Here is a 24,589-nt window from a genome sequence, read left to right as displayed (position 1 = left end):
TATTAAGGTCATTATATTCATTCTATCACTGGAATGTCAATCACTTTTCACATCATTTATTATGCCGAGTTGTATCGATAATTAAATGCCTCCATAAGATTAACTAAACATCTTGATAGCATCAGGCCGCTGCAAAGGCAACCTTGTGGGTTGATTTTTCGCACATCATAGATTGATGCTTTCACATAACTGAACGCAATAAAGACTGCCTCGCGGCAGCCTTTAGCTCATATATAGGGTTTAACTGATTCTAGGCTTACTTATAAGACGAATAAGCTGGTGGTGCTGCCTTTGATCTTCTCCGACTCAAAAACGCCCCAATTGCGCTCTTAGCGCACCATAACGAGAACAACGTAAACAAGATCGCCCAGACGATTGCCGGAATCCAGGTGAGTGTGCCTAAATTAGCTGCATCTCCTGCCGACGCAGGGTTATTGATCGCATAGATGACTAGCGTGATCGGCCCCATAACGGACTCCTCCAGCGTCAGAAATGCCAACAGCAGGTAATATCCGTCCCGCAGCCAACGTGGCACTACGAACAGCATGACGACGTTAAGTGCGATAAATCCAATCGACCATATCATTCCGTATCCATTGCGGACAAAGAGCAGTAATGAAATCAGGGCGAGCAAAGTCATAATCTGAAGTCCGAGCTGCTGCTTGCCATAAGACTGCATCTTGAACAGCAATACCGCAAACAAGGACGCTGCTGTGTAACCAGCCAACGCTATCGGCAGCAAGCTCCAGCTATTCGTGACAGAGGAGTACGTGACCCCGCTGTGATCGGCATTCAGCTCGATAAACATTACCTTGCCAGACAGCGCCAAGGTGACGATCGCATGACCGAATTCGTGAATCATCGTATCCAAACTGCGAAAATACGAAGAAAAGGGAATCCACCGCGTAAGCAAGGCAGACCCTATTAGAAAACATACAGTCTTTAACCAGTTGCTCATCGTTGATTCCCCCTGAGAAGCTGCATATGTGAAGCTCGTACCACTATCCATATGCAGCTATTATTTAATTATTTAAAATTTTTAAGGTTGTAGAATGCTTTTTTACCAGCATAAATAGCTGTGTCACGCAATTGATCTTCGATACGAAGCAATTGGTTGTATTTAGCAACGCGGTCTGTACGGGAAGGTGCACCCGTTTTGATTTGGCCAGCATTGGTAGCTACTGCGATATCAGCGATTGTGCTATCTTCGCTTTCGCCCGAACGGTGAGAAATAACAGCTGTGTAGCCAGCACGTTTAGCCATTTCAATAGCATCAAACGTTTCTGTCAAAGTACCGATTTGGTTAACTTTAACTAGGATGGAGTTACCGATATTTTCATCAATACCTCTGCCCAAACGCTCTGTGTTAGTTACAAACAAATCGTCACCAACCAATTGAATTTTGCTGCCAAGCTTCTCGGTTAACAGCTTCCAGCCTTCCCAATCGTCTTCGGAGCAGCCATCTTCAATGGTGATGATTGGGTATTTGTCTACCCAAGCTGCAAGGAAGTCTACGAACTCAGCCGAAGTATAGGATTTGCCTTCGCCTTCAAGATGGTATTTACCGTCTTTGTAGAATTCTGTGGAGGCAACGTCCATACCCAGGAATACATCAACACCTGGTTTGTAGCCAGCAAGTTCGATTGCTGTCAGGATCGTAGTGATTGCTTCTTCGTTGGAAGCAAAGTTAGGAGCAAAACCACCCTCGTCGCCAACTGCCGTGTTCAAGCCTTTTTCTTTCAATACTGTTTTCAGAGCATGGAAAATTTCCGCGCCAGTACGCAATGCTTCTTTGAAGGAAGGAGCGCCTACAGGGATAACCATGAACTCTTGAACGTCAACGTTATTGTCAGCGTGAGCGCCGCCATTGATGATGTTCATCATCGGAACCGGAAGCTGCTTCGCGTTAAATCCACCCAGGTATACATACAAAGGAATGTCCAAAGCATCGGAGCTTGCACGAGCAACTGCCATGGAAACGGCAAGAATTGCGTTAGCACCTAATTTAGCTTTGTTTGGTGTACCGTCAAGCTCGATCATTTTTTGGTCGATGCCAACTTGATCCAAAGCGTCCATACCGATCAGCTCAGGAGCGATGATATCATTAACATTGTCAACCGCTTTGATAACACCTTTACCTAGGTAACGGGATTTGTCGCCATCACGAAGCTCAACCGCTTCATAAGCACCCGTGGAAGCACCGGAAGGAACGATAGCGCGACCTCTTGCGCCGGACTCCAAATATACTTCTACTTCTACAGTCGGGTTACCGCGGGAATCCAATACTTCACGTGCATATACATTACTAATTGTCGTCATAACTAAGAAACACTCCCTCAATGTTTTGTTTTAGGGGCAAATATCCCCGTTTAAGCCCAGCCTCTGCATGACGCATCCGCATTCAAGCTTAAATTAATGTTGTACCCGTCATTTCAACCGGCTTCTTGACATCGAGCAGGCTGAGAATCGTCGGAGCAATATCTGCCAATATGCCGTCATTTCTTAGTGTAACATGTTTGGACGTCACAATAAAAGGCACTGGATTTGTCGTATGCGCCGTATTGCGGCTGCCATCCCCATTTGTAACCAAATCCGCATTTCCATGATCAGCTGTAATCAGGGCAACCCCGCCTTTAGCCAGCACCGCTTCTACCACACGACCCATGCAAGTATCCGTAGCTTCAACTGCTTTGATCGTCGGTTCCAGCAGTCCGGAATGTCCAACCATATCCGGATTCGCGAAATTCATGATAATAACATCCTGACGTTCCGCCTCAATTTCCTTAACGGCTGCTTCAGCAAGCTCAAAAGCGCTCATTTCCGGCTGCAGATCATAGGTTGCCACCTTAGGAGAGTTAATCAAAATCCGCGTTTCCCCAGGCAGCTCATGATCACGCCCGCCGCTGAAAAAGAAAGTAACATGCGGATATTTTTCCGTCTCGGCAATACGCAGCTGGGTTAAGTTATTTTGAACCAGAACCTCACCAAGTGTATTATCAAGGTTCTTTGGACTATACGCTACATAGCCGCCAACCGTTTCACTAAAAAGGGTCAAGCATACAAAATACAGGTTATGCGGCCATTTTTCTCCACGGTCGAAGCTTTGAAAATCGGTATTCGTAAACACATTCGATAATTGAATCGCACGGTCCGGACGGAAATTGAAGAAGATCACGGAGTCCTCGGATTCAACCAACCCAACTGGTTGACCATCGGCTTTGACAATAACCGTTGGCAATACGAACTCATCGAATACAGATGATGTGTAAGAATCAATTATCGCTTGCAGCGGATCTGTATAATGCGGGCCCTCGCCATAAACCATAGCTCGGTACGACTTTTCCACACGATCCCAGCGCTTGTCGCGGTCCATGGCATAATAACGACCTTGTACAGTCGCAATTTTACCTACACCAATCTCGGTAATCTTGGCCAGCAGCTGCTCCATATACATCTTGGCGCTGTCCGGTGCGACATCACGGCCATCGAGGAATGCATGTATGTAGACGTCCTCGAACTGCTGCTTCTTGCAAGCTTCCAATAAAGCGAACAGGTGAGCGATATGGCTGTGAACACCGCCATCCGACAATAACCCGTAAAGGTGCAGCTTTTTGCCGTTCAGCTTGGCATGGTTGATCGCACCCAGAATCGTTTCGTTATCAAAAAACTCTCCATCGCGAATCGATTTCGAGATACGAGTCAAGTCTTGGTATACGATACGTCCCGCTCCGATGTTCAAATGGCCAACTTCCGAGTTGCCCATTTGACCTTCAGGAAGACCGACCGCTTCACCGCAAGCTGTTAATGTTGTATGCGGATATTCAGCCATGTACCGGTCATAGTTCGGTTTTTTTGCTTGGGCAACGGCGTTACCCATGACTTCACCGCGAAGGCCGAAACCATCCATGATAATTAAAGCTACCGGTTTGGGTCTGGACATCTTACTTAGCCCCCTGAACGAGCTGTGTATAGGATGCTGGCTCTAGGCTCGCTCCCCCTACCAACGCTCCATCGATATCCGCTTCCTGCATATATTCGCCAATGTTGAATGGCTTCACGCTGCCGCCGTATTGAATACGAACTGCGTCCGCTACCGATTGACTGTACAGGCCTGCAATCAACTCACGAATGTAACTGATCACTTCATTTGCGTCAGCCGCTGTGGACGATTTACCTGTGCCAATAGCCCAGATCGGCTCATAAGCCACGACAACTTGAGCGGCTTGCTCTGCACTAATTCCAGCAAAAGCTGCTTCTGTTTGCACTTTGCATACCGTTTTCGTTTCGCCTGCTTCACGTTCCTCCAGCTTTTCGCCTACGCAAACAATTGGAGTCAAGCCATGCTTGAAAGCAGCGTGCACTTTTTTGTTAACGGTCTCGTCAGTCTCAGCAAAGTAAGCACGACGCTCGGAATGGCCGATAATGACATAGTCCACACCCAGATCCTTCAGCATCACACCGCTGATTTCACCTGTATAAGCACCGTTATCTTCCCAATGCAGGTTTTGTGCGCCAATCTTCAAAGTTGTGCCTTTGACTGCTTCTACAAGCGCAGGCAGGCTGATGTAAGGAGCGCAAATTACGCTGTCTACACCATCAACCTCTGCTTGACCTTTAACTTCATTGATGAACGCTGTAGCTTCACTTACCGTTTTGAACATTTTCCAGTTGCCAGCAATGATTGGTTTACGCATATGTGTCACTCCTTGTATTTATTTATCGTTTAACGCGACAACGCCTGGTAGAGCCTTGCCTTCCATAAATTCAAGAGAAGCGCCGCCGCCAGTCGAAATATGATTCATTTGATCAGCCAAGTGGAATTTCTCAACAGCTGCTGCAGAATCGCCGCCGCCAATGATCGTGTAGCCTTCAGTAGCTGCGCAAGCTTGTGCTACAGCACGAGTACCATGGGAGAAAGGCTCGATTTCGAATACGCCCATCGGTCCGTTCCAAACGACCAGCTTGGATTCAGCAATCGTTTTAGCATAGATTTCACGAGTTTTAGGACCGATATCAATGCCTTCCCAATCCGCAGGAATTTCATTGACCGCAGCTACCCGAGTATTCGCCTTCGCGTTAAAATCGTCAGCTACAATAATATCCACAGGGATCAGGAAGTTGACGCCTTTTTCCTTAGCTGTTTCCAAGAAGCTGAGTGCAAGCTCTAATTTGCTGTTGTCTACCAAGGATTTACCGATTTCGTAGCCTTGTGCTTTCAGGAATGTATAGGACAAACCGCCGCCAATGATGATGTTGTCAGCAATGTTCAGCAGGTTCGTAATGACATTGATTTTATCTTTAACCTTGGAGCCGCCAACAATCGCAGTGAACGGACGCTCAGGATTGTGCAGTGCTTTGCCCAATACATCAAGCTCCTTCTCCATCAAAAGACCGGATACAGCCGGCAGATAGTGAGCAATGCCTTCAGTCGAAGCATGTGCACGGTGAGCCGCTCCAAATGCATCATTAACATACAAATCAGCTAAGCTTGCAAAAGATTTCGCCAGTTCCGCATCGTTGGCTTCTTCACCTGGATAAAAACGCACGTTTTCGAGCAGCAGCACATCGCCGTCATTCAGTGCAGCGACTTGAGCCTGAACCGCCTCGCCAATCGCCTCATCCGCTTTGGCAACCGTCTTGCCCAACAGCTCGGACAAACGTGCTGCAACCGGCGTCAAACGCAGCTCTTCAACCACTGCGCCGTTCGGACGACCCAAGTGACTTGCCAAAATAACTTTAGCGCCTCGTTCAGCTAAATATTGAATCGTCGGAAGTGTTTCACGAATCCGTGTATCATCGGTAATAGCGCCGTTTTCCAAAGGTACATTGAAATCTACCCGTACAAATACTCTTTTGCCGCTTACATCTACGTTACGCACGCTTTGTTTATTCATTCAGGAACGCCTCCTTGTAGGTATCTATTTATCTGCATACAAAAATTGTGGGTATGACTTGATGTGACAAGCATCCGGCGATAACAACAATGAGAAAGGCTCCGCAAGCCGGGGCACCTTCTCATGGTTTATTATCACTTGATAGTTAGTTCACAAACTTTTTGTCATAACCACAATGTGAATTACAGGCCTTTTTTCGCGATAAAAGCAGCCAAGTCTACAACACGGTTGGAGTAGCCCCACTCGTTGTCATACCAGGAAACCACTTTTACCATGTTGTCGCCAACAACCATTGTGCTCAACGCATCAATAGTGGAGGAAGCTGGGTCACCATTGTAGTCGCTGGATACAAGCGGCTCATCGGAGTAGTTCAAAATACCTTTCAAAGTGCTGTTAGCTGCTTCTTTCAAAGCTGCGTTCACTTCGTCTACAGTTACGTTTACTTTCAATTCAGCAACCAGATCCGTAACGGATACGTTAGGCGTAGGTACGCGGAAGGACATACCGTTCAGCAAGCCTTTCAGCTCAGGCAATACCAGGGAAACCGCTTTGGCTGCGCCTGTTGTGGAAGGAATGATGTTCTCAGCTGCTGCACGAGCACGACGAAGGTCTTTGTGCGGCAGATCCAATACGGATTGGTCATTTGTGTAGGAATGGATGGTTGTCATCATACCTTTAACGATACCGAATTTATCATTCAATACTTTAGCAAAAGGTGCTAGACAGTTTGTTGTGCAAGAAGCATTGGAAATGATGTTATGTGCTGCTGCATCGTATTTATCTTCGTTTACGCCCAGAACGATAGTGATATCTTCGTCAGTAGCTGGAGCGGAGATGATTACTTTTTTAGCGCCGCCTTTAATATGCAAGGAAGCTTTTTCTTTGGAAGTGAAAATACCTGTGGATTCAACAACGATTTCTACGCCGTTAGCTCCCCAAGGCAGGTTTTCCGGGTTGCGCTCAGCAAATACTTTAATGGATTTACCGTTAACGATTAGTGCGCCTTCAGCTGCTTCAACTGTTGCATTGATTCTGCCGTGAGTCGTGTCATACTTCAACAAATGTGCCAATGTGTTAACATCTGTCAAATCGTTGATAGCTATGATTTCTACATCAGGATTACCCAAAGCTGCGCGAAACACGTTACGACCGATACGTCCAAAACCGTTAATACCTACTTTTACCATTGAAAAAGCCTCCTAATAATGTGTATTGGATTTATGTCAAGACGGGCGATGCCCATCAAGATGTAGCATTTGCACGATCTCCAAAGCAGCGGCTTCATCTGTCACAAGAATATCCTCATGTCCAAATTTCAGCACGGCAGCGATGGCCTCACCTTTACTTTTACCCCCAGCGACACCGATGACACAGTCCATTTCCTGAATGTCCTCAATGCGTAAGCCAACTGTAGGCATCTTATGCAGTATCTTCCCATCTCGGTCAAAATAATACCCGAACGCTTCTGCCAAAGCTCCGTCCTGCTGCAAAATCGCTGTAGTGGACTCATCAACCTTACGCCGTCTTGCCATCAGCATAGCTTCTCCTATGCCATGAATAACAATTCGAGCGCCCCTAATGAAGGCAATGATCTCCAATATGGAGCTGTCCTGCATTAACGATTGATAAGCTTCCTCACCAAGCTGGTCAGGAACATGCAGCAATCGGTAACGAGAGCCGGTTTTCTTGGCCATTGTCGAAGCAATCGTATTTGCTTGGAAATCCATGCTTTCTCCGAGCCCGCCGCGTGCTGGCACAAATACGCAGCCTTTGAGCGATGTGGAGGAAGACAGGTGATTCGCGACCTCTGCCATTGTGGACCCACCGGTTACCGCAATGACTTCATCCTGGGTTACGTGCTTGCGCAAAATAGCTGCGCCTACGAGTCCCAATTCCTTTTTGGTGTGGGGTGAAAGTTCTGAATCGCCTGGAACGATAACAACCTGCTTCAGGTTAAAATGCAACCGTATCTGCTCCTGAAGCTCAGTCAGCCCGAACAGTTCCTTGACCAACGGCTCGATTTGCTCGAGCAGCTGCCGTCCCGTTTCACTGATCCGGATTCCGGAAGACTCAATTTCAAGCAACCCCTGAGACTTCAAAAAATCGACCTCGCTGCGCATAATACGCTCCGTGGTGTTAAGCGAACCCGCCAGCGTCCTGCGGCCTACAACGCCGGATATACGAATAAAATGCAGGATCGTATACCGTTTTTTCATCGTATCCAACAGATCGGGCAAAAGCTGTTTTTGAATATCGAGAATTCCTCTCATACTTTACACTCCCGCTGCGCCATGGACTTTTTTTGTCCCAGTACTACATTTTTCGTCCCACAACTTCCAAAAAAAGTACTAAGATTTACTTAGTAATTTCATTATAACGAATTGATTTGTTAATTTCAACAGCAATTCACAATTTGGTCAAAAATCACGACCCTGCAAAACAAGGTTGCAATTTACTCCTGCATATCATATAATAACCCTTGCTCATTCATTTTAAACGATGATTTTAAATGTGCGCCCGTGGTCCAATGGATATGACGTAGGCCTCCGAAGCCTGAGATCAAGGTTCGATTCCTTGCGGGCGCGCCATTAACCTTTAACAATTATGATTGATCTCATTCAGCCATATACAACCTTTACAGTCCGGTCATCAGCTTCAAGACCGCATTGTAAAGGTTTTTTAATGAACACCGTTTGACCTTTCTTGACCTTTGTTTATATTTCCGTTATGATGGTTATAGTGTTATCAAACATTCATGTACTTTTAGGAGGCTGCAGCTTATGAGTTTTATACCCATGGTAGTTGAACCCGATGCCAGAGGAGAGCGAGCGTATGACATATACTCCCGTTTGCTGAAGGATCGCATTATTTTTCTCGGTACGGCCATTAACGACCAAGTAGCGAACGCCATTATTGCCCAGTTGCTGTTCTTGGCCGCGCAGGATCCTGACAAAGACATTCATATTTATATCAACAGCCCAGGCGGTTCCATCACTTCAGGCATGGCGATTTTTGACACGATGCAGTTCATTAAACCCGATGTATCTACTATCTGCGTAGGTATGGCGGCATCGATGGGAGCCTTCCTGTTGGCTGCCGGTACCAAAGGCAAACGTTTTGCGCTACCGAACAGTGAAGTCATGATCCACCAGCCACTAGGCGGTGCCGAAGGCCAAGCTAGCGATATTGCGATTCGTGCCAACCGTATTATCAAAATGCGGGATAAATTGAACACGATTTTGGCAGAACGCACAGGACAAACCTTTGAACAAATCGAAAAAGACACGGATCGCGACAATTTCATGTATGCGGAAGATGCGCGGATTTACGGTCTGATCGATAAAGTCATTACCAAATTATAAGTACAGACGCATAGATTCATCTATACCCGATGTTCACCGAGGACCGTCCTATCCGCAGCAAACGCTGAGATGGGAGCGGTCCTTTTTTTGGTATAGGTTAGGTATTGGGTATAAAAAAAGCCCTCCCCTAGTTCGAAAAGGGAGAGCTTTCAGCTATCGGTTTATTATTTATCATCCAATGGGAAGAAAATCAGGTCAATCGGGAAGGCGGAGCCGGCTGGTGGCGTAAATTCAATATCCAAGGCCGCTTCTTCACCCGTCGTTCGAGCCAGAATCTGCATCCCGTCAAAAGCGGTAATAACCCCTGATTGCGGTATCAGACTAATTTCACCATTGATTTTAATCGGACCTTTAAATACGCCGCCATACGCTAACAGCATAATCGCCATTTTCCTTGGCTTGTCCGCATGGATCTTGTAAACCACTCCATAATTGCCTTCGTTCAATACATTCTGCTTGCGCATCGGATCATAGCCCGGCTGGAACGGATCTGTCGTGCCATCCCCGATAATCAGGCGGTTCGGCTTGGTAAACGAGCTGGCATCAATATTCCATTTGACCTCTGATACCGGAAACGTACCTCTGACATGCCCTGTAAAAGGAAGCAAGGGCAGCTGGCTGAGTGTCGTTTGTGATAACTGGCTTGTAGCCACAAAGGAAAACTCAATCTCGCCATTCGTTTCTACGTCATAGAACAGGTTAACACCTTGGCCTGGATAAAATTCTGGCATTTGCGAATAAATGAAAGTCTGATTGGCAGGAACCTCCATGGAATCGCTCCGCGGATCATTCATCAGGAAGTCCACAGAAGCTTCATTACCGATCAGATTGGCATACACAGAAGGCCACACTTCGCCTTTGTTCGTTGTTTTGATCGTGACCGGTTTGTTGGTCGTATTCTTAGCCAAAATCGCTAGAGTGACCTTTTCCTTCGTTCCATTGATGTGATCTGCGTATAGCCGACCTTTCCCATTGACTTTGTCCTGATACAAAATGCCCTTTTCCGTAAATTCCTCTGGACTATCACTCACAAGCAGCTTGCGGGAGCTGTCCGTTGTGACCTGCTTCGGCAGTTGAGGCAAATTCCAGAAATTCCCCCAAAGCGTACTCCAATCGGTCTTAATAAAGCTTCCTACCGGTTTCATATAGATCGGGTATTCAATCTCGCTCAGGTATACCTTATCTTCAATTGTGAGGTTTCGCAGATAAGTTTCACTTTTATTGCCATGCGCATCCCATACGGTCAACGTGATCGGGTAAGTACCTGGTGAGAAAAACACCGATTCGTTACCTTTCCACTCATATTTCACTAAACCCTCGGAATCCGGATCATAGCTTAAATCCACATATTTGATCGGCTCACCCAGCTTATACGTCGGCTTGGCAAAATTGAACTTGGCTACGGGATTGGAATTGCCTGTATTCGGAATATAAATGCCCGTAGGCGTTTTGGTATGAATAATTTCAACCCGGCGAAGCTCATCATTATACGTATATCGTGCTCCCATATAATCAGCGAGCCAAGTCAGCTTGATTAGAAGCTTACCTTCCTTGCTGATCGCAGCTACGGAATCAAAAGGATTTAAAACCCCGTTAATCCAAACCGATTTGCGGTCACTGTCAAGTACAATGTTAAAGCCCGGCGTGGTCATTTCAATCTGCCGAGTCACATCGTTCCATTCGACCTTTAACCCCATCGCATCACCCAAAGCTTTGGCAGGTACAAACATTTTGTCCTTAATAATCGTCGCTGGCGACTCCAGTACGATCTGTTTGCCGTTAATAAAAGCTTCCGTTTTATCCACATAAAGCAGCATATAGGTCGTTGACGTTGATTGCGCCGCTGATGCGGTTGACGTAATCAGGAGACTGAACAACATGCACATAACAACCAGCAGCGATATTTCTCTTTTCATCGGTTTCATTTCTCTACTCCTTCAATTGGGTAAAATAGCGTGAGGTCTACGCAGCAAAAAACCTTTCCACAGAAGAACTCGTCATAATAGACGCTCAGCTTCAGAAAAGGTTGCGCTTTTCTTGTTATGTTATAAGTCTTGGCCGTGTCACTAATAAGCTTCCTTAGCGGAAGCTAGTGACAATCGATTATTGGTTCTCCAGCTCTTCTTTGCTTACCAATGTGACTAAAGCGTTTACAGCCTGTTCTGCGTCCGAACCTTCGGCACTAATATAAACCTCAGTACCCGTACTGATGGCCAAACTCATAATTCCCATAATGCTCTTGGCGTTGACTTTCTTCTCGTCCTTCTCAACAAAGATCTCGGAAGAGAACTTATTTGCTTCCTGAACAAAAAGCGCTGCTGGTCTGGCATGAAGGCCTGTTTTTAACTTCACAACTACTGGGCGTTTCGACATTCCAACCAATACCCCCTAAATCTTAAATTGCAAATGATCATTTATTTCAACGATCATGAAAAAGCGATTTTTCAACCATTATATCATTTTTAAATCCTTTACACTAGAACAAATGAAAATTTACATAAAATAACCTACATGGCGTATGTCCAGTCAAGCTTTTCGAATTTTCTCAGCCATCTCGTCAATTTTGCGCAACCTGTGATTTACACCGGATTTGCTAACACTGCCCTTTAGCAGTTCTCCGACCTCGGTTAAGTTAATGTCTGGATTTTGCATCCGAACCTCAGCTACTTCACGCAGTTTTTCAGGCAGGTTTTCCAAACCGATTTCTTTCTGGATCAGACGAATATTCTCGATCTGACGTACAGCAGCACCGATCGTTTTATTCAAATTGGCTGTATCACAGTTGACTAAACGATTCACGGAATTGCGCATATCCTTCATGATCCGAACATCTTCAAAACGCAATAAAGCTTGATGGGCACCAATAAGGCTTAACAATTCAATAATTTTCTCGCCTTCCTTGATATAGAGCACAAATCCCTTTTTGCGTTCGATACATCGTGCATTTAATTCAAACTGATTGGCCAGATCACATAAAGCATGACAATGCTCCTCGTACATCGATGAGATTTCCAAATGATAGGATGAGCCTTCGGGATTATTGACGGAGCCTCCTGCCAGAAAAGCTCCACGCAAATAAGCACGCTGACAGCATTCATCCGGAATCAATTCCTCATCAATACCCGGAGTAAACATAAAGCCTTCAGATACAATCCGCAGCTCAGATAAAATATCCTGGACCTGATTCGGAATTCGAACCATGTACACATTGTTTTTTTTCAGCCGCATCTTTTTACGGACCAGCAATTCGATGTGTACGTTAAATTTCTTTTTGAGTAAAGAATAAATACGCCGGGCAATAGCTGCGTTTTCAGTGCTGATGTCAAGGACGACGCGTTGATTCGTCAGCTGTACGGAACCGTTCATTCGAATGAGGGCAGAGAGTTCAGCCTTTTCACAACAATCATCAGACTGAATTAAGGTCAATTCTTTTTTCGTTTGTGCGGCGAAGGACACGGGGAATCACCTCTTCTTGTGCATCCAGCTCTCCACCAGCTGATAAATGTGCTGACTGAGCTTTTCCGCATCGTGGCGCAGGTAAGTTCGGAACAAAATTAATTGATCTGCGATGACTTTATACCCTTTTTGAGTGACCTCATCGAGATCAAGATGAACAACCTTGGCGCCCTTTTCTGCATATCGATCTTGGACCTGAGGAGGAATCTCCCCATTATTAACAATAACATAATCGAAAAGATCTTGCTCAACATGATCATGAAGCGCTTGAATATGGTCGCTGACACTATAACCATCCGTTTCACCGGGCTGCGTCATGACATTACAAATAAAAATTTTCAATGCCTTGGACTGAACAATCGTGCGTGCAATTTCTGGAACGAGCAAGTTCGGCAAAATGCTTGTATACAGACTGCCGGGACCGATCACAATCGCATCCGCCTGCTCTAGTGCTTCAATAGCTTCTGGTAACGGGGACACATCGGCCGGTTCGATAAAAACGCGCTTTATGGCTTTGCCTGCCTTGGGGATTTTTGACTCTCCCACAACGATACTGCCATCCGTCATCTCTGCCTTCAGTACAATAGCATGGTTGGCAGCAGGAAGCACACGGCCTCGAACGGCGAATACACGGCTCAGCTCACGTACACCGGTTACAAAATCACCTGTAATGTCGCACATTGCAGCCAAAATTAGATTACCCAAACTATGGCCTGCCAATCCTTGACCCTTCTGAAAACGATACTCGAGCATTTTACCCAGCAGCGGCTCCACATCTGCCAGTGCAGTAAGCACGTTGCGGATATCGCCAGGGGGGACCATCGCAAGCTCGGAGCGGAGAATACCTGAGCTGCCTCCGTCATCCGCTACAGTCACAATAGCGGTAATATCCAACGGTTTTTCCTTGAGTCCACGCAGCATAACGGATAGACCGGTTCCTCCGCCGATGACAACGATACGAGGTCGGTCACCTTCTCCGTAACTAGAGGTCATATTTTCACCTCAACCCGATCCCGCTCTGCGTCACGGTGATTAACCCGCACGATCTCGGTTTCACTATTCCCCATCACTTTACCCAAGTATTCAGCGATAGCCACTGATCGGTGTTTACCTCCTGTACAGCCTATACCGAGCACGACCTGACTTTTGCCTTCCTTCTTATACTGCGGGATCAGAAAATGAAGCATATCGAGCAGTTTGACCAGAAACTCCTGAGTTTCACCCCACTTCATCACATAGTCATACACTTCAGAATCCTGACCCGTATTGGGCCGCAAGGCGTCTACGTAATGAGGATTAGGTAAAAATCTCACATCAAATATTAAATCAGCATCGATCGGTATCCCATATTTGAAGCCAAATGAAATCACGTTAATCGAAATTCCATCCTTTTCGGCATGGGTAAACCGGGATACGATCTTTTCCTTCAACTGGGCCGGCTTCAGACTGCTGGTATCAATCGCTTGCGTCGCCATACCCTTCAGCTCCTCAAGCAGCTTGCGCTCCTGCAGGATTCCTTCCAATGGCGCCCCAGCGGGAGCCAGCGGATGCTTGCGGCGGCTTTCCTTATACCGTTGAACAAGCACCGAGTCGGTAGCGTCCAGAAACACAATTTCGTACTTTAAAGCCTGGTTTTCCCTTAAAAACTGCAGAGACTCCGACAAGGACGTGAAGAATTCCCTTCCGCGCAAATCAATGACCAAAGCAACCTTGCCAATTCGGCCCTTTGACTGCTCAATCAGTTCTGCGAATTTGGGAATCAAAACCGGAGGCAGGTTATCTACACAGAAAAAACCAAGATCCTCTAGGCTTTGCACCGCAATCGTTTTGCCTGCTCCGGACATACCGGTAATAATGACCAGCTTGCCAAGGGAATGCAATTCTTCCATGCGAGTTTCCTCCTAATTCAAGAATGCAGGTTCAAGCCTGCAGCTCCGACTACACCGGCATCATTTCCAAGGGAAGCTGGAACGATATCCACACCTTCTCTGGCTGATTCCTGTGTGTACTCATGATAATACTTACGTATCGCTTCGAATAAAAATTCACCGGCTTTGGAAACGCCGCCGCCAATAATAAAACGCTGTGGATTTAATATTACGGAAACAGCTGCCATCGACTTGCCTAAATACAGAGCTGCGCGGTTCACGATCCGCAAAGAAACCTCATCACCGGATTTCGCTGCATCAAGCACATCTTTGGCTGTCAGATCTTTGATCAAAGCTAATGAAGTATGCTCGCCGCGTTCAACCGCTTCCTTACCCATACGAATGATGCCGGTTGCTGAGGACACGGTTTCCAAACAACCGTACATGCCACACCCGCATCGGATCGCTTCCACATCCGGTACTACCTTTATATGTCCGAGCTCGCCGGCCATTCCTTTAAATCCCTGATAAATTTTTCCGTTTATAATAATGCCGCCGCCAACACCTGTACCTAAAGTATAGCATACCACATTCGGGATACCAGTTCCTGCACCGCTCCATGCCTCGCCAAGTGCAGCTACGTTCGCGTCGTTGTCGATTTTCACCGTTTTCCCTAGTTTTTCTTCTAGGATTTTCTTCACAGGTACATTACGCCAGCCCAAGTTAGGAGACAGCTTGATAAACCCCTCAGGAATATCCATAAATCCGGCGATACCCGCTCCGATTCCAGCTACCTGCTCCCAATCATGTGACGAATCCGCAACAAGCTTACGTACATATTGCGCAATATTTTCCAAAACTACATCCGAACCGTGCTCTGTTCCAGTCGGTCCTTCATAAGTATGCAGCAGCTTGCCTGACTCGTCGCAAAGGCCTACCTTGATTGAAGTACCTCCCAAGTCGACTCCAACATAAACGTTATTTCCCATTACCTGGTCACCCCATAAACTATGATTGCATAAATCTTCATACCAACTATAAGCCAAGCCTATCTACAGGTCAAGGCAAAGGAAATTAAAAAAAGACTAAAAAACGTGGGTCCTGAATGCCCACGTTTTGTATGAATTATAGGGACTGGCTCCAGTCGTGAACCATATGACCATCCAAAAATTTCTCACAATCAAGTGCAGCCATACAACCACTTCCGGCTGCTGTAATAGCTTGACGGTATTTGCTGTCCTGTACATCGCCACAAGCGAATACACCCTCTACGTTGGTTAGGGAAGTACCAGGTTTTACGATAATATACCCTGTTTCATCTGTAGTAATTTGCCCTGCAAGGAATCCGGTGTTCGGTTTGTGCCCGATCGCAACGAAAATGCCGTCGGTTTCGATCACTTCTTCTGTTCCAGTTTCATTATCTAACACCTTTAGACCCGTTACGCCTCGATCACCCGAAATAACAGCTATCGGCGTTTTGTTAAGTCCCCAAGAAACCTTGGCATTTTCACGAGCACGGTCCTGCATAATTTTGGAAGCGCGCAGCTCGCTGCGGCGATGTACAAGCTTTACATCTGTGGCAAAACGTGTCAGGAAGTTTGCTTCCTCCATCGCAGAGTCACCACCGCCAACTACAATAATTTTCTTGCCGCGGAAGAAAAACCCATCACAGGTTGCACAGGTACTGACACCATGGCCAATACTTTCCTTCTCATTCTCAATCCCCAACAGCTTAGCAGAAGCCCCTGTCGAAATAATGATGCTCTCCGCTTCAATCTCACCCAAGCCTTCAACTGAAAGCTTGAACGGACGGTTCGACAAATCGATCGAATTGACCCAGCCTGTCTTGAACTCCGCTCCGAAGCGCTCTGCTTGCTTACGCATGTTGTCCATTAATTCCGGTCCCATAATACCCTCAGGGAATCCAGGGAAGTTTTCAACTTCGGTAGTTGTCGTCAACTGACCTCCTGGCTCGGGTCCCTCAATAACCAGAGGATTCAGGTTCGCACGAGCCAAATAAATGGCTGCAGTCAATCCCGCAGGACCTGTTCCTATAACAATTGTTCTGTACATGATGGTATCCTCCTTAGTTTTGTACTAACCAGCTTCGCAGGTATCCGTTTGTATTTCAGCACATGCACTTTCAGTGCCGTTACTTTGCTTTATTATCAAAGCTTGCAAACTTCGAAAAAATAGTTTCCATCTTTTCCCGCAATCCGCAGGCATCGTCAATAACTTTTACATTTTTACTGATAGTTTTTACTGAAACCCCGTAGCGATAGGACAACTCCTGATACGAAATTGCGCGTCGGTGCATTTTGGCTGTCAAATATTCCAAAGCCGCTGCCCATCCCTCAACCTTTGAAATTTTGGGCATATGATCCGGAGATACGCGAGACAGGAATTCGACCCACAGCGTCTGCAAATCATATTGTTGTACCATATCATAACGGCGATTCATCTGCTCCAGTGCCATATCCATAATTTGCTGCCATTTCGTTTCCCACACCGTCAAATTCGGAGAGAATGGAGAAGCAGGCACAACCAGCTTCCGACCTTCCAGTACCGCATCAACCGGCTCCTGAATACCGATGCTGCGTAGCACGAAGATAGCAACTTTTTTTAAATAATCGTCCTCGCCAGGCTCCTGTACGAACTCCAGCAGAGCTTCCTTCACCTCATTGTCGGCTATGAGGCCAAATGCCTGAATGACCTGAAGCTTGGTCTCTGTGTCTCCATGGCGCAATGCCCAGAAGAACGAAGATCTCACTAACGGGTCTCGCTTTAAATGGTCCGGCAAGCCTTCCGTTGATTTTTCCAATCCACGAAACTGCTCTTCGAACGGAAGATGATAGTGATAGCTTACCGAGGGTTTTTCCTCTTCATGACGAGACTTATCGAGTAAACTCAAATAGAACTTCGGTATTTCCGAGCCCGGATCGAATTTTTCAGCCTGCCGCCACTGGCGCTCAGCCTCGCTATAACGCTTCGTATGGTAAGCCGCAACAGCTGTATAATGAAATAAACAAGGATCCAGTCCAGCCTCGCCTGTCTTCAACAGTCGTTTGAACAGTCGATACGCCGTTTCATGCTCACTTAAGATACCCATTGTGGTAGCCAGTTTAAACACATGATCCTGATGAAAAGGATACGTCTTGCGCAGCACTTCGAGCAGCTCGCCGAGTTTTTCCACATCACCAAAATGCTGGTAAAAAATCGCTAAGTTACACAGGGCATGCAGATTACCATGATCCAACTCCAGCACCTGGCGAATCATGTCAATAGACTTGTCGAAATACCCCATATAATAATACGCTAACGCCAGATTGTTGCGTGCTGCCATAAAATCTGTATGTTTTTCTACAATGTTTTCCAATATGCGCACAGCTTCCGTAAACTTGCCTTCTTCAAGCAAGGCACGAGCACGATCATGTTCGAACATGCCTTCGCGGCTTTTGATTCCGGTCAATTGGGTAGGACGATCCAGCTCATAGGTGAGCAGCTCAATCATCTCTTCAGATTCCTCCAGAAATTGTCCGGATTCATCATGCTCTAAATAATGTATAATCGCCTTTTCAGCCGATTCATAATTTTCCATGTTGGCAAAGTTGTTAGCCATATAAAAATAGCATTCCGTCATGGTAGGATCCACTTGATCCAGCACCTGCTGCAAAATAACATTTGATTCCTCGTAATTCCCCATCTCCGAGAGAAGTCCCGCCAAATTGCAATGATTGACCGGATTATCCGGTTCATATTCGGCGGCACGACGAAAATACTTCAATGCCTTATCGTAATGATATCGGTCCAAAGACTGAACGGCTCGTTCGAAAAAGAACGTTGCATCCATTTTTATAGGTATCACTTTGTCAGGCTGGGATTGTGCAGCACGTTTTTTCTTCTCCACTAGGCAAGGCACCTCCGGTTCCGTCTGGAATACGCATAGAAATCAGCGTTAATCTACAAAAATTATAGCATATTACCGTACGAATACATACGAATTATGCAATTTTAGATGCCGCCATATTTAAACAGCGAGCTGATCGAGCCGCCGTCTTTAATAATCCGGATCGCATTGGAGAGCAATCCCGCTACAGACAGTACCTTAAATTTTGACGAGTGGTCGCTCGGTATAGCAATCGAATCGGTAATAATGACTTCCCGAATATTCGGGTGATCCAGACGCTGCAGAGCAGGACCAGAGAACACCGGATGCGTGGCACAGATGAATACATCATTAGCGCCCCGTTCCTTCAAGCCTTCCACTACGTTAACGATTGTTTTACCTGTATCAATCAGGTCTTCCATAATAACCGGGGTTTTGCCTTCGACATCACCAACTACATGGGTAACCGTTGCTTCATTGTGTGCATAACGCTTTTTGAACATCATAGCAATTGGAGCTCCCAGTACATTAGCTAAATTCTCAGCTCTCGTCACGCCACCGGCATCCGGAGATACTACGATTAAATCTTTAATATTTTGACTCTTAATGTGATTGCTTAATAAATCCAGCGCCGTTAAATGGTCGACCGGTATATTGAAAAATCCCTGAATAGCTGGAGCATGCAGATCAATCGTGATCACACGAGTCGCTCCTGCGGAATCAAGCAGATCCGCCACCAACTTGGCCGTAATCGGTTCACGCGGGGCAGCCTTACGTTCCTGCCGGGAATAACCGTAATAAGGAATAACCAGATTGATCGTTCTGGCTGACGCACGTTTGGCCGCGTCCATCATCACCAGCAATTCCATGAAGTGCTCGTTGATCGGATGGGAAAACGTCTGCACCAGAAACACATCACAGTTACGGATGGTTTCCTCGTAATGACAGTAGATCTCTCCGCATTTGAACCGGGAAAGCTTGATTTTGCCAAGTGGAACATCCAATTCCTTACAAATTTGCTCGGCTAGTTGAGGGTTGGATGATCCCGAAAATATTTTCAATTGGTCGCTAAACATGGTTACCTCCATCTACGGGTTGTTTACATTTACTAGAATAAAATAAAAATCAACAAAAACTGCATAAACCTATTATACATGAAACCAATTGATTAAGAAAAAGTCATTTAGGTGAATTCGTGAAAATCTGCTTGACCATTTTCTGGATTACCAAAAAATCTCCTAATTTAAACCAATTACATCCCAATCATTGTCCGTTGCCTCTGACGGAAGGTAGCGAGCTCGGTAAATCCAATCTCCTTCAGCAGATCCACCGCTTGATCCAAATACTGGGTGAGCCGTTCCGGCTGATGGGCATCCGATCCTATAGTCAGCGGAATTCCTTGCTCATAGCAATATTCCAACATACGGCGGCTTGGAAACATTTCCTTAACGGGCATCCGCAGTCCCGAAGCATTCAGCTCAATGGCCATTCCTGAAGCACGTACCGCGTCCAATGCTTGATTCTCCAAATGCACGACACTTTGCTCGGGCTTGTAACCAAAACGCTTTATCACATCTATATGTCCGATATAATCATAAAAACCGCTGCGAACTGCTTTGCCTACAGCGTCATAATACTGTACATATACGTCATAGGGGTCACGTCCGTTCCATTTATCGAGCTGGCGATAATCAGAAATGTCCCATTCTCCAAGAAAATGGACAGAACCAATCACATAGTCCCACGGATACGCATTAATTATACGTTCAATATCTTGCTCGTAACCTTCGATATAGTCGCCCTCGAGGCCGACACGAATATCAATACGGTCCTTATATTGCTTCTGCAGCCGGAAAGCTTCCTCCACGTAGCGGGGCAATTCATCCATCGCCATGGCCATTCCAGGCAAATAGGTGGCAGGGTCTACATGGAGCAAGGGCATGTGATCGGATAACCCCAGTTGGGTCAATCCGAGCTCAATGCCCTTTTGTACATATTCCTCCAGCTCTCCGGATGCATGTCCACAACGGACGTGATGAGTATGGTAATCGATGAGCATCGGAATCTCTCCTGTTATTTTTTTGAATGATGACGACGATCCAATTCCAGCATGAGCTCGTCAAGCGGCAGCTTGGCTTCACGCAGCAGTACCAGCAGATGGAAAATCAGATCACTCGCTTCATAGCGAATTTCGTCGTTATCGCGATTTTTGGCAGCAATAATGACTTCTGACGTTTCTTCGCCGACCTTTTTCAATATTTTGTCGATACCTTGTTCAAACAGGTAAGTCGTATAAGATCCTACTGGACGTTCTGCATCACGCTTGGCAATAAGAGCTTCCAAAGAGGCTAAAATAGCGAAGCGGTCCTTGCTTGCTGAAGAGTCAGTCCCTGCAGTTTGTCCCTGAATCGGCACATTGTTAAAGAAACAGCTGTAAGCCCCTGTATGACAAGCCGGACCTGCTTGATCTACCAATACGAGCAAGGTATCACCGTCACAATCGTATTTTAGCGCCTTGACCTTCTGGATGTGACCGGAGGTCGCTCCTTTGTGCCACAGCTCATTTCGTGAACGGCTCCAAAACCAGGTTTCTCCCGATTCCACAGTCAGCTTTAACGATTCCTGATTCATATAAGCCATCATCAATACTTCTTTACTCGCAGCATCCTGGACTACTGCGGGCACTAAGCCCTGCGCATCCCATTTAATGGCTGCATTTAATTGCTCTCCGGATAGCGGGAGTTGGTTGTTCTCTTCTGCTTGCTTCTTAACATTACTCATCTGACTTCCACTCCCCTGTTCTTCAAATGTTGCTTAACGTCTTCAATCGTCAGCTCTTTATAATGAAAAATCGTTGCAGCCAATCCTGCATCTGCTTTCCCCTCGGCAAATACATCATAGAAATGATCCTTCGTTCCAGCGCCGCCTGAAGCAATAACAGGGATACCCACACATTCAGATACAGCGCGGGTCAATGGAAGGTCGAAACCATCCTTTGTACCGTCGGCATCCATGCTTGTTAATAAAATCTCGCCTGCACCCAGCTGCTCTACACGCTTGACCCATTCCAGTGCTCTAATGCCTGTACTGTTGCGTCCGCCATGTGTGAACACTTCCCAGTCTTCCCATTCCTTGTTATAACGGGCATCGATAGCCACAACAATACATTGTGAGCCAAACTTTCTGGCACCATCCGACACCAGCTGCGGATTTCGGACAGCTGCCGTATTAATCCCGATCTTATCCGCACCCGCGCGCAGCAATCGTTTCATATCATCGACACTGGATATGCCGCCCCCAACCGTAAAAGGGATCGTGATTTCACCGGCCGTCTTTTTGACGACCTCTATCATCGTAGACCTTCCCTCTACCGAAGCTGATATGTCGAGAAATACCAGCTCGTCTGCGCCTTCCTGATCGTAGATCGCTGCCAGCTCAACCGGATCACCTGCATCGCGCAAATTGACGAAATTAACGCCTTTGACAACCCGACCATCCTTAACATCCAGACAAGGAATAATACGTTTTGCAAGCATAATCGCTCTCCTCCAATCTTTAGAAGTATGAAGAATAAGTTCTGCTTATTCTCAAATAAGTTTACAGCTTGCTTAGGCCAAGAAAGTTACCCAAAAGCTGCATACCGATACTACCGCTTTTCTCTGGATGAAACTGCATCCCATATATATTGCCGCGCCCCACAATGGCCGTTACCTGCTGATAATAGTCTGTTACTGCCAGTAAATCGGATGCTTGCTCTGGCAGTGCATGAAAGGAATGAACGAAATATACATGGCCCTCTTCAATACCTGCAAAAAGCGGACCCTTCTGCTGAAACTGCAGTCGATTCCAGCCCATATGCGGAATTTTGTAGCTGCCTTGGAACCGGACTACTTTACCTGGCAGCAGGTTCAGCCCCTGATACGAACCGTGCTCCTCACTGCTGGTGAACAGCAGCTGCATACCGAGACAGATGCCGAGCAGCGGCTTGCCGGATTGTGCGTAACGCACAGCTACTTCATCCAGACGGGATTCACGAAGCTGCTCCATCGCATCGCCAAAAGCGCCAACACCGGGTAAAATAGCACCGTCTGCCGCCATAATTTCATTTTCATCTGACGTCACAAGCGCCTCATAGCCCAACCGCTCGACAGCCTTGCTGACGCTGTGCAGATTGCCCATGCCATAGTCGATGATCGCAATCATGCTAGAGGACCCCTTTCGTCGATGGCACGCCTTTCACGCGCGGATCAATGCTCGTCGCTTCGTCCAGTGCACGCCCCAATGCCTTGAAGATGGCTTCGATCATATGATGCGTATTGTGACCGTAATGAACAATCACATGCAGCGTGATTCGCGCTTCAAGAGCAAATTTCCACAAAAACTCATGCACTAGCTCTGTAGTAAAGCTGCCCACCTGCGCAGACGGATACTCGGCACGATATTCAAAATGCGGACGATTGCTGACATCAATAACTACCTGTGCCAGTGCCTCATCCATCGGGATAAACACACTAGCATACCGCTTAATACCTCTTTTGTCTCCTAAGGCATCACGCAGCGCAGCTCCAAGACAAATCCCAATATCCTCTACAGTGTGGTGATCATCGATATCGATATCCCCATTTGCTGTAACCTTCAGATCAAATTGTCCGTGCTTCGTGAATAAGTCGAGCATATGATTTAAGAATGGCACATCGGTTTCAAGCTGAGAAATACCCGAGCCATCTACGTTAAAGGATAGTTGTATATTCGTTTCATTCGTTTTACGGTCAATACTTGCCGAACGTACCGCCTGCTGCTCGTCAGCCATTGGAATTCCCTTCTTTCTCAAGTCTGATTTGGATCGCTCTGGCATGTGCTTCTAGACCTTCATGTTGAGCCAAAGTGATAATTTTCGCGCCATCACGCAGCAGCGCTTCCTTGCTATAATAAATAACACTCGATTTCTTCATAAAGTCATCAATATTGAGCGGCGAGGAGAACCTTGCCGTGCCATTGGTAGGCAGTACATGATTCGGGCCGGCAAAATAGTCGCCTACCGGCTCAGAGCTGTAAGGACCGAGGAAAATTGCGCCTGCATTTTCAATCTTGCTCAAATACTGGAACGGATCTGCTGTAATGATTTCCAGATGCTCGGGCGCCAGCTCGTTAACAGCATGTACGCCTTCCTCCAAATTAGCAACAGTTAAAATAGCGCCATTATCGCGAATCGACTGGGCAGCTATATCCCGCTTTGGCAATGAGTCCAATTGACGGGCAACCTCTGCCTGTACAGCCTCTGCAAGTGCTTGCGAAGGTGTAACCAGTATCGCTGACGCCATCTCATCATGCTCAGCCTGCGATAACAAATCTGCCGCTACATAAGAAGCATCAGCTGTATCATCAGCTAACACGACAATTTCACTCGGTCCCGCGATACTGTCGATATCGACAACACCAAATACATAGCGTTTTGCCAAAGCAACGTAAATATTACCTGGACCGACGATTTTATCTACTGCTGGAATCGTTTCCGTTCCATAGGCAAGGGCTGCGACAGCTTGTGCGCCGCCAACACGATAAATCTCGCTGACACCCGCTTCAGCAGCCGCTACGAGAATATGGGGATCAATCCCGTCAACCCCGGCGGTTGCAGGTGGGGTAACCATCACAATCTCTGGAACACCCGCTACCATGGCAGGTATCGCATTCATCAGAACTGATGAGGGATAGGCTGCTTTCCCTCCCGGTACGTACAAGCCAACACGCCGCAGAGGACGGACAACTTGACCCAGGATGCTGCCATCCGGCTGCAAATCCATCCAGGACGTACGCTTCTGCTTCTCATGAAAGCTGCGAATCCGAACGGCTGCCTCACGGAGTGCAGTAAGAAAGCTCTCGTCCACTGAAGCATAAGCAGCTTCAATTTCTTCTTTGCTGACACGCAGCTCTTGTACGCTTACACCATCAAACTGCTGTGAAAAACGGCGCAGCGCTGAATCACCCTCACGGCGCACAGCCTCGATAATAAGCTTAACGCTCTCATTTTGCTCCTCTGAGCCGTATTCAAGCTCGCGGCGCAGCGAAAATTCACTTGCCGGCACAATTTTCATGGCTGATTCCCCTTTCTTCCTTATCATATAT

General features: G+C 46.6%; 23 protein-coding genes and 1 tRNA gene. 2 read left to right on the top strand and 22 right to left on the bottom strand.

Going from position 1 to position 24,589, the window contains the following annotated elements; all coding sequences use genetic code 11:
* Positions 1-256 precede the first annotated feature (256 nt).
* The 7 genes from BM210_RS29055 to BM210_RS29025 form a co-directional block, all read right to left on the bottom strand.
* On the bottom strand, positions 257-958 hold the full coding sequence (locus BM210_RS29055) for a M50 family metallopeptidase (RefSeq protein ID WP_091175958.1): 702 nt from the start codon (positions 956-958) through the stop codon (positions 257-259).
* A 68-nt stretch (positions 959-1,026) separates the two neighbouring features.
* Positions 1,027-2,319, bottom strand: a complete 1,293-nt coding sequence (gene eno / locus BM210_RS29050; protein ID WP_091175956.1) for a phosphopyruvate hydratase — start codon at positions 2,317-2,319, stop codon at positions 1,027-1,029.
* Positions 2,320-2,407: 88 nt separating this feature from the next.
* Positions 2,408-3,940, bottom strand: a complete 1,533-nt coding sequence (gpmI, locus tag BM210_RS29045) for a 2,3-bisphosphoglycerate-independent phosphoglycerate mutase (RefSeq protein ID WP_091175955.1) — start codon at positions 3,938-3,940, stop codon at positions 2,408-2,410.
* Between the two features lies 1 nt (position 3,941).
* Positions 3,942-4,694 (bottom strand): triose-phosphate isomerase, encoded by a 753-nt coding sequence (tpiA, locus tag BM210_RS29040; protein WP_091175953.1) that lies wholly within the window; start codon positions 4,692-4,694, stop codon positions 3,942-3,944.
* An 18-nt stretch (positions 4,695-4,712) separates the two neighbouring features.
* On the bottom strand, positions 4,713-5,894 hold the full coding sequence (pgk, locus tag BM210_RS29035) for a phosphoglycerate kinase (protein WP_091175952.1): 1,182 nt from the start codon (positions 5,892-5,894) through the stop codon (positions 4,713-4,715).
* Positions 5,895-6,076: 182 nt separating this feature from the next.
* Positions 6,077-7,081 (bottom strand): type I glyceraldehyde-3-phosphate dehydrogenase, encoded by a 1,005-nt coding sequence (gene gap / locus BM210_RS29030; RefSeq protein WP_076230556.1) that lies wholly within the window; start codon positions 7,079-7,081, stop codon positions 6,077-6,079.
* A gap of 36 nt (positions 7,082-7,117) precedes the next feature.
* Positions 7,118-8,164 (bottom strand): sugar-binding transcriptional regulator, encoded by a 1,047-nt coding sequence (locus BM210_RS29025; protein ID WP_091175950.1) that lies wholly within the window; start codon positions 8,162-8,164, stop codon positions 7,118-7,120.
* A gap of 243 nt (positions 8,165-8,407) precedes the next feature.
* On the opposite strand from BM210_RS29025, the gene BM210_RS29020 reads away from it, so the two are divergent.
* Together BM210_RS29020 and clpP are read left to right on the top strand one after the other, a co-directional pair.
* A tRNA-Arg gene (locus BM210_RS29020) sits at positions 8,408-8,482 on the top strand.
* Positions 8,483-8,674: 192 nt separating this feature from the next.
* Complete coding sequence (clpP, locus tag BM210_RS29015) at positions 8,675-9,256, top strand: ATP-dependent Clp endopeptidase proteolytic subunit ClpP (RefSeq protein WP_091175948.1); 582 nt, start codon at positions 8,675-8,677, stop codon at positions 9,254-9,256.
* Between the two features lie 164 nt (positions 9,257-9,420).
* On the opposite strand, the gene BM210_RS29010 is transcribed toward clpP, so the two are convergent.
* From BM210_RS29010 to hisD, 15 genes are all read right to left on the bottom strand, one after another.
* Positions 9,421-11,181, bottom strand: coding sequence for a stalk domain-containing protein (locus tag BM210_RS29010; RefSeq protein WP_091175947.1), 1,761 nt, complete (start codon positions 11,179-11,181; stop codon positions 9,421-9,423).
* Positions 11,182-11,359: 178 nt separating this feature from the next.
* On the bottom strand, positions 11,360-11,629 hold the full coding sequence (locus BM210_RS29005) for an HPr family phosphocarrier protein (protein ID WP_076230567.1): 270 nt from the start codon (positions 11,627-11,629) through the stop codon (positions 11,360-11,362).
* Between the two features lie 153 nt (positions 11,630-11,782).
* Positions 11,783-12,712 (bottom strand): DNA-binding protein WhiA, encoded by a 930-nt coding sequence (gene whiA / locus BM210_RS29000; protein WP_091175946.1) that lies wholly within the window; start codon positions 12,710-12,712, stop codon positions 11,783-11,785.
* Positions 12,713-12,718: 6 nt separating this feature from the next.
* The gene (gene yvcK / locus BM210_RS28995; RefSeq protein WP_091175944.1) at positions 12,719-13,705 is read right to left on the bottom strand and encodes a gluconeogenesis factor YvcK family protein; all 987 of its coding nucleotides are present in this window, start codon (positions 13,703-13,705) and stop codon (positions 12,719-12,721) included.
* Positions 13,702-14,601, bottom strand: coding sequence for an RNase adapter RapZ (gene rapZ / locus BM210_RS28990; RefSeq protein WP_091175943.1), 900 nt, complete (start codon positions 14,599-14,601; stop codon positions 13,702-13,704). The genes yvcK and rapZ overlap by 4 nt, the downstream gene beginning before the upstream one ends.
* A gap of 17 nt (positions 14,602-14,618) precedes the next feature.
* Entirely contained in the window at positions 14,619-15,569 is a 951-nt protein-coding gene (locus BM210_RS28985) for an ROK family glucokinase (RefSeq protein WP_091175942.1), read from the bottom strand.
* Between the two features lie 136 nt (positions 15,570-15,705).
* Positions 15,706-16,653, bottom strand: coding sequence for a thioredoxin-disulfide reductase (gene trxB, locus BM210_RS28980; protein ID WP_091175940.1), 948 nt, complete (start codon positions 16,651-16,653; stop codon positions 15,706-15,708).
* 79 nt (positions 16,654-16,732) lie between these two features.
* Complete coding sequence (locus BM210_RS28975) at positions 16,733-18,487, bottom strand: tetratricopeptide repeat protein (protein ID WP_371263564.1); 1,755 nt, start codon at positions 18,485-18,487, stop codon at positions 16,733-16,735.
* 104 nt (positions 18,488-18,591) lie between these two features.
* On the bottom strand, positions 18,592-19,542 hold the full coding sequence (locus BM210_RS28970) for a ribose-phosphate diphosphokinase (RefSeq protein WP_091175939.1): 951 nt from the start codon (positions 19,540-19,542) through the stop codon (positions 18,592-18,594).
* A gap of 176 nt (positions 19,543-19,718) precedes the next feature.
* Entirely contained in the window at positions 19,719-20,525 is an 807-nt protein-coding gene (gene hisJ, locus BM210_RS28965; protein ID WP_091175937.1) for a histidinol-phosphatase HisJ, read from the bottom strand.
* A gap of 14 nt (positions 20,526-20,539) precedes the next feature.
* Positions 20,540-21,247, bottom strand: coding sequence for a bifunctional phosphoribosyl-AMP cyclohydrolase/phosphoribosyl-ATP diphosphatase HisIE (gene hisIE, locus BM210_RS28960; protein ID WP_091175936.1), 708 nt, complete (start codon positions 21,245-21,247; stop codon positions 20,540-20,542).
* Positions 21,244-22,002, bottom strand: a complete 759-nt coding sequence (hisF, locus tag BM210_RS28955) for an imidazole glycerol phosphate synthase subunit HisF (protein ID WP_091175934.1) — start codon at positions 22,000-22,002, stop codon at positions 21,244-21,246. The genes hisIE and hisF overlap by 4 nt, the downstream gene beginning before the upstream one ends.
* A 61-nt stretch (positions 22,003-22,063) precedes the next feature.
* Entirely contained in the window at positions 22,064-22,669 is a 606-nt protein-coding gene (gene hisH, locus BM210_RS28950) for an imidazole glycerol phosphate synthase subunit HisH (protein WP_091175933.1), read from the bottom strand.
* 1 nt (position 22,670) lies between these two features.
* Complete coding sequence (gene hisB / locus BM210_RS28945; RefSeq protein WP_091175931.1) at positions 22,671-23,276, bottom strand: imidazoleglycerol-phosphate dehydratase HisB; 606 nt, start codon at positions 23,274-23,276, stop codon at positions 22,671-22,673.
* On the bottom strand, positions 23,269-24,558 hold the full coding sequence (gene hisD, locus BM210_RS28940) for a histidinol dehydrogenase (protein ID WP_091176015.1): 1,290 nt from the start codon (positions 24,556-24,558) through the stop codon (positions 23,269-23,271). The genes hisB and hisD overlap by 8 nt, the downstream gene beginning before the upstream one ends.
* Positions 24,559-24,589: the final 31 nt, after the last annotated feature.

Source organism: Paenibacillus sp. 1_12 (genome assembly GCF_900114475.1).
In the GTDB taxonomy this organism is placed as follows: domain Bacteria; phylum Bacillota; class Bacilli; order Paenibacillales; family NBRC-103111; genus Paenibacillus_S.
This window is presented reverse-complemented; position numbering and strand designations above follow the sequence as displayed.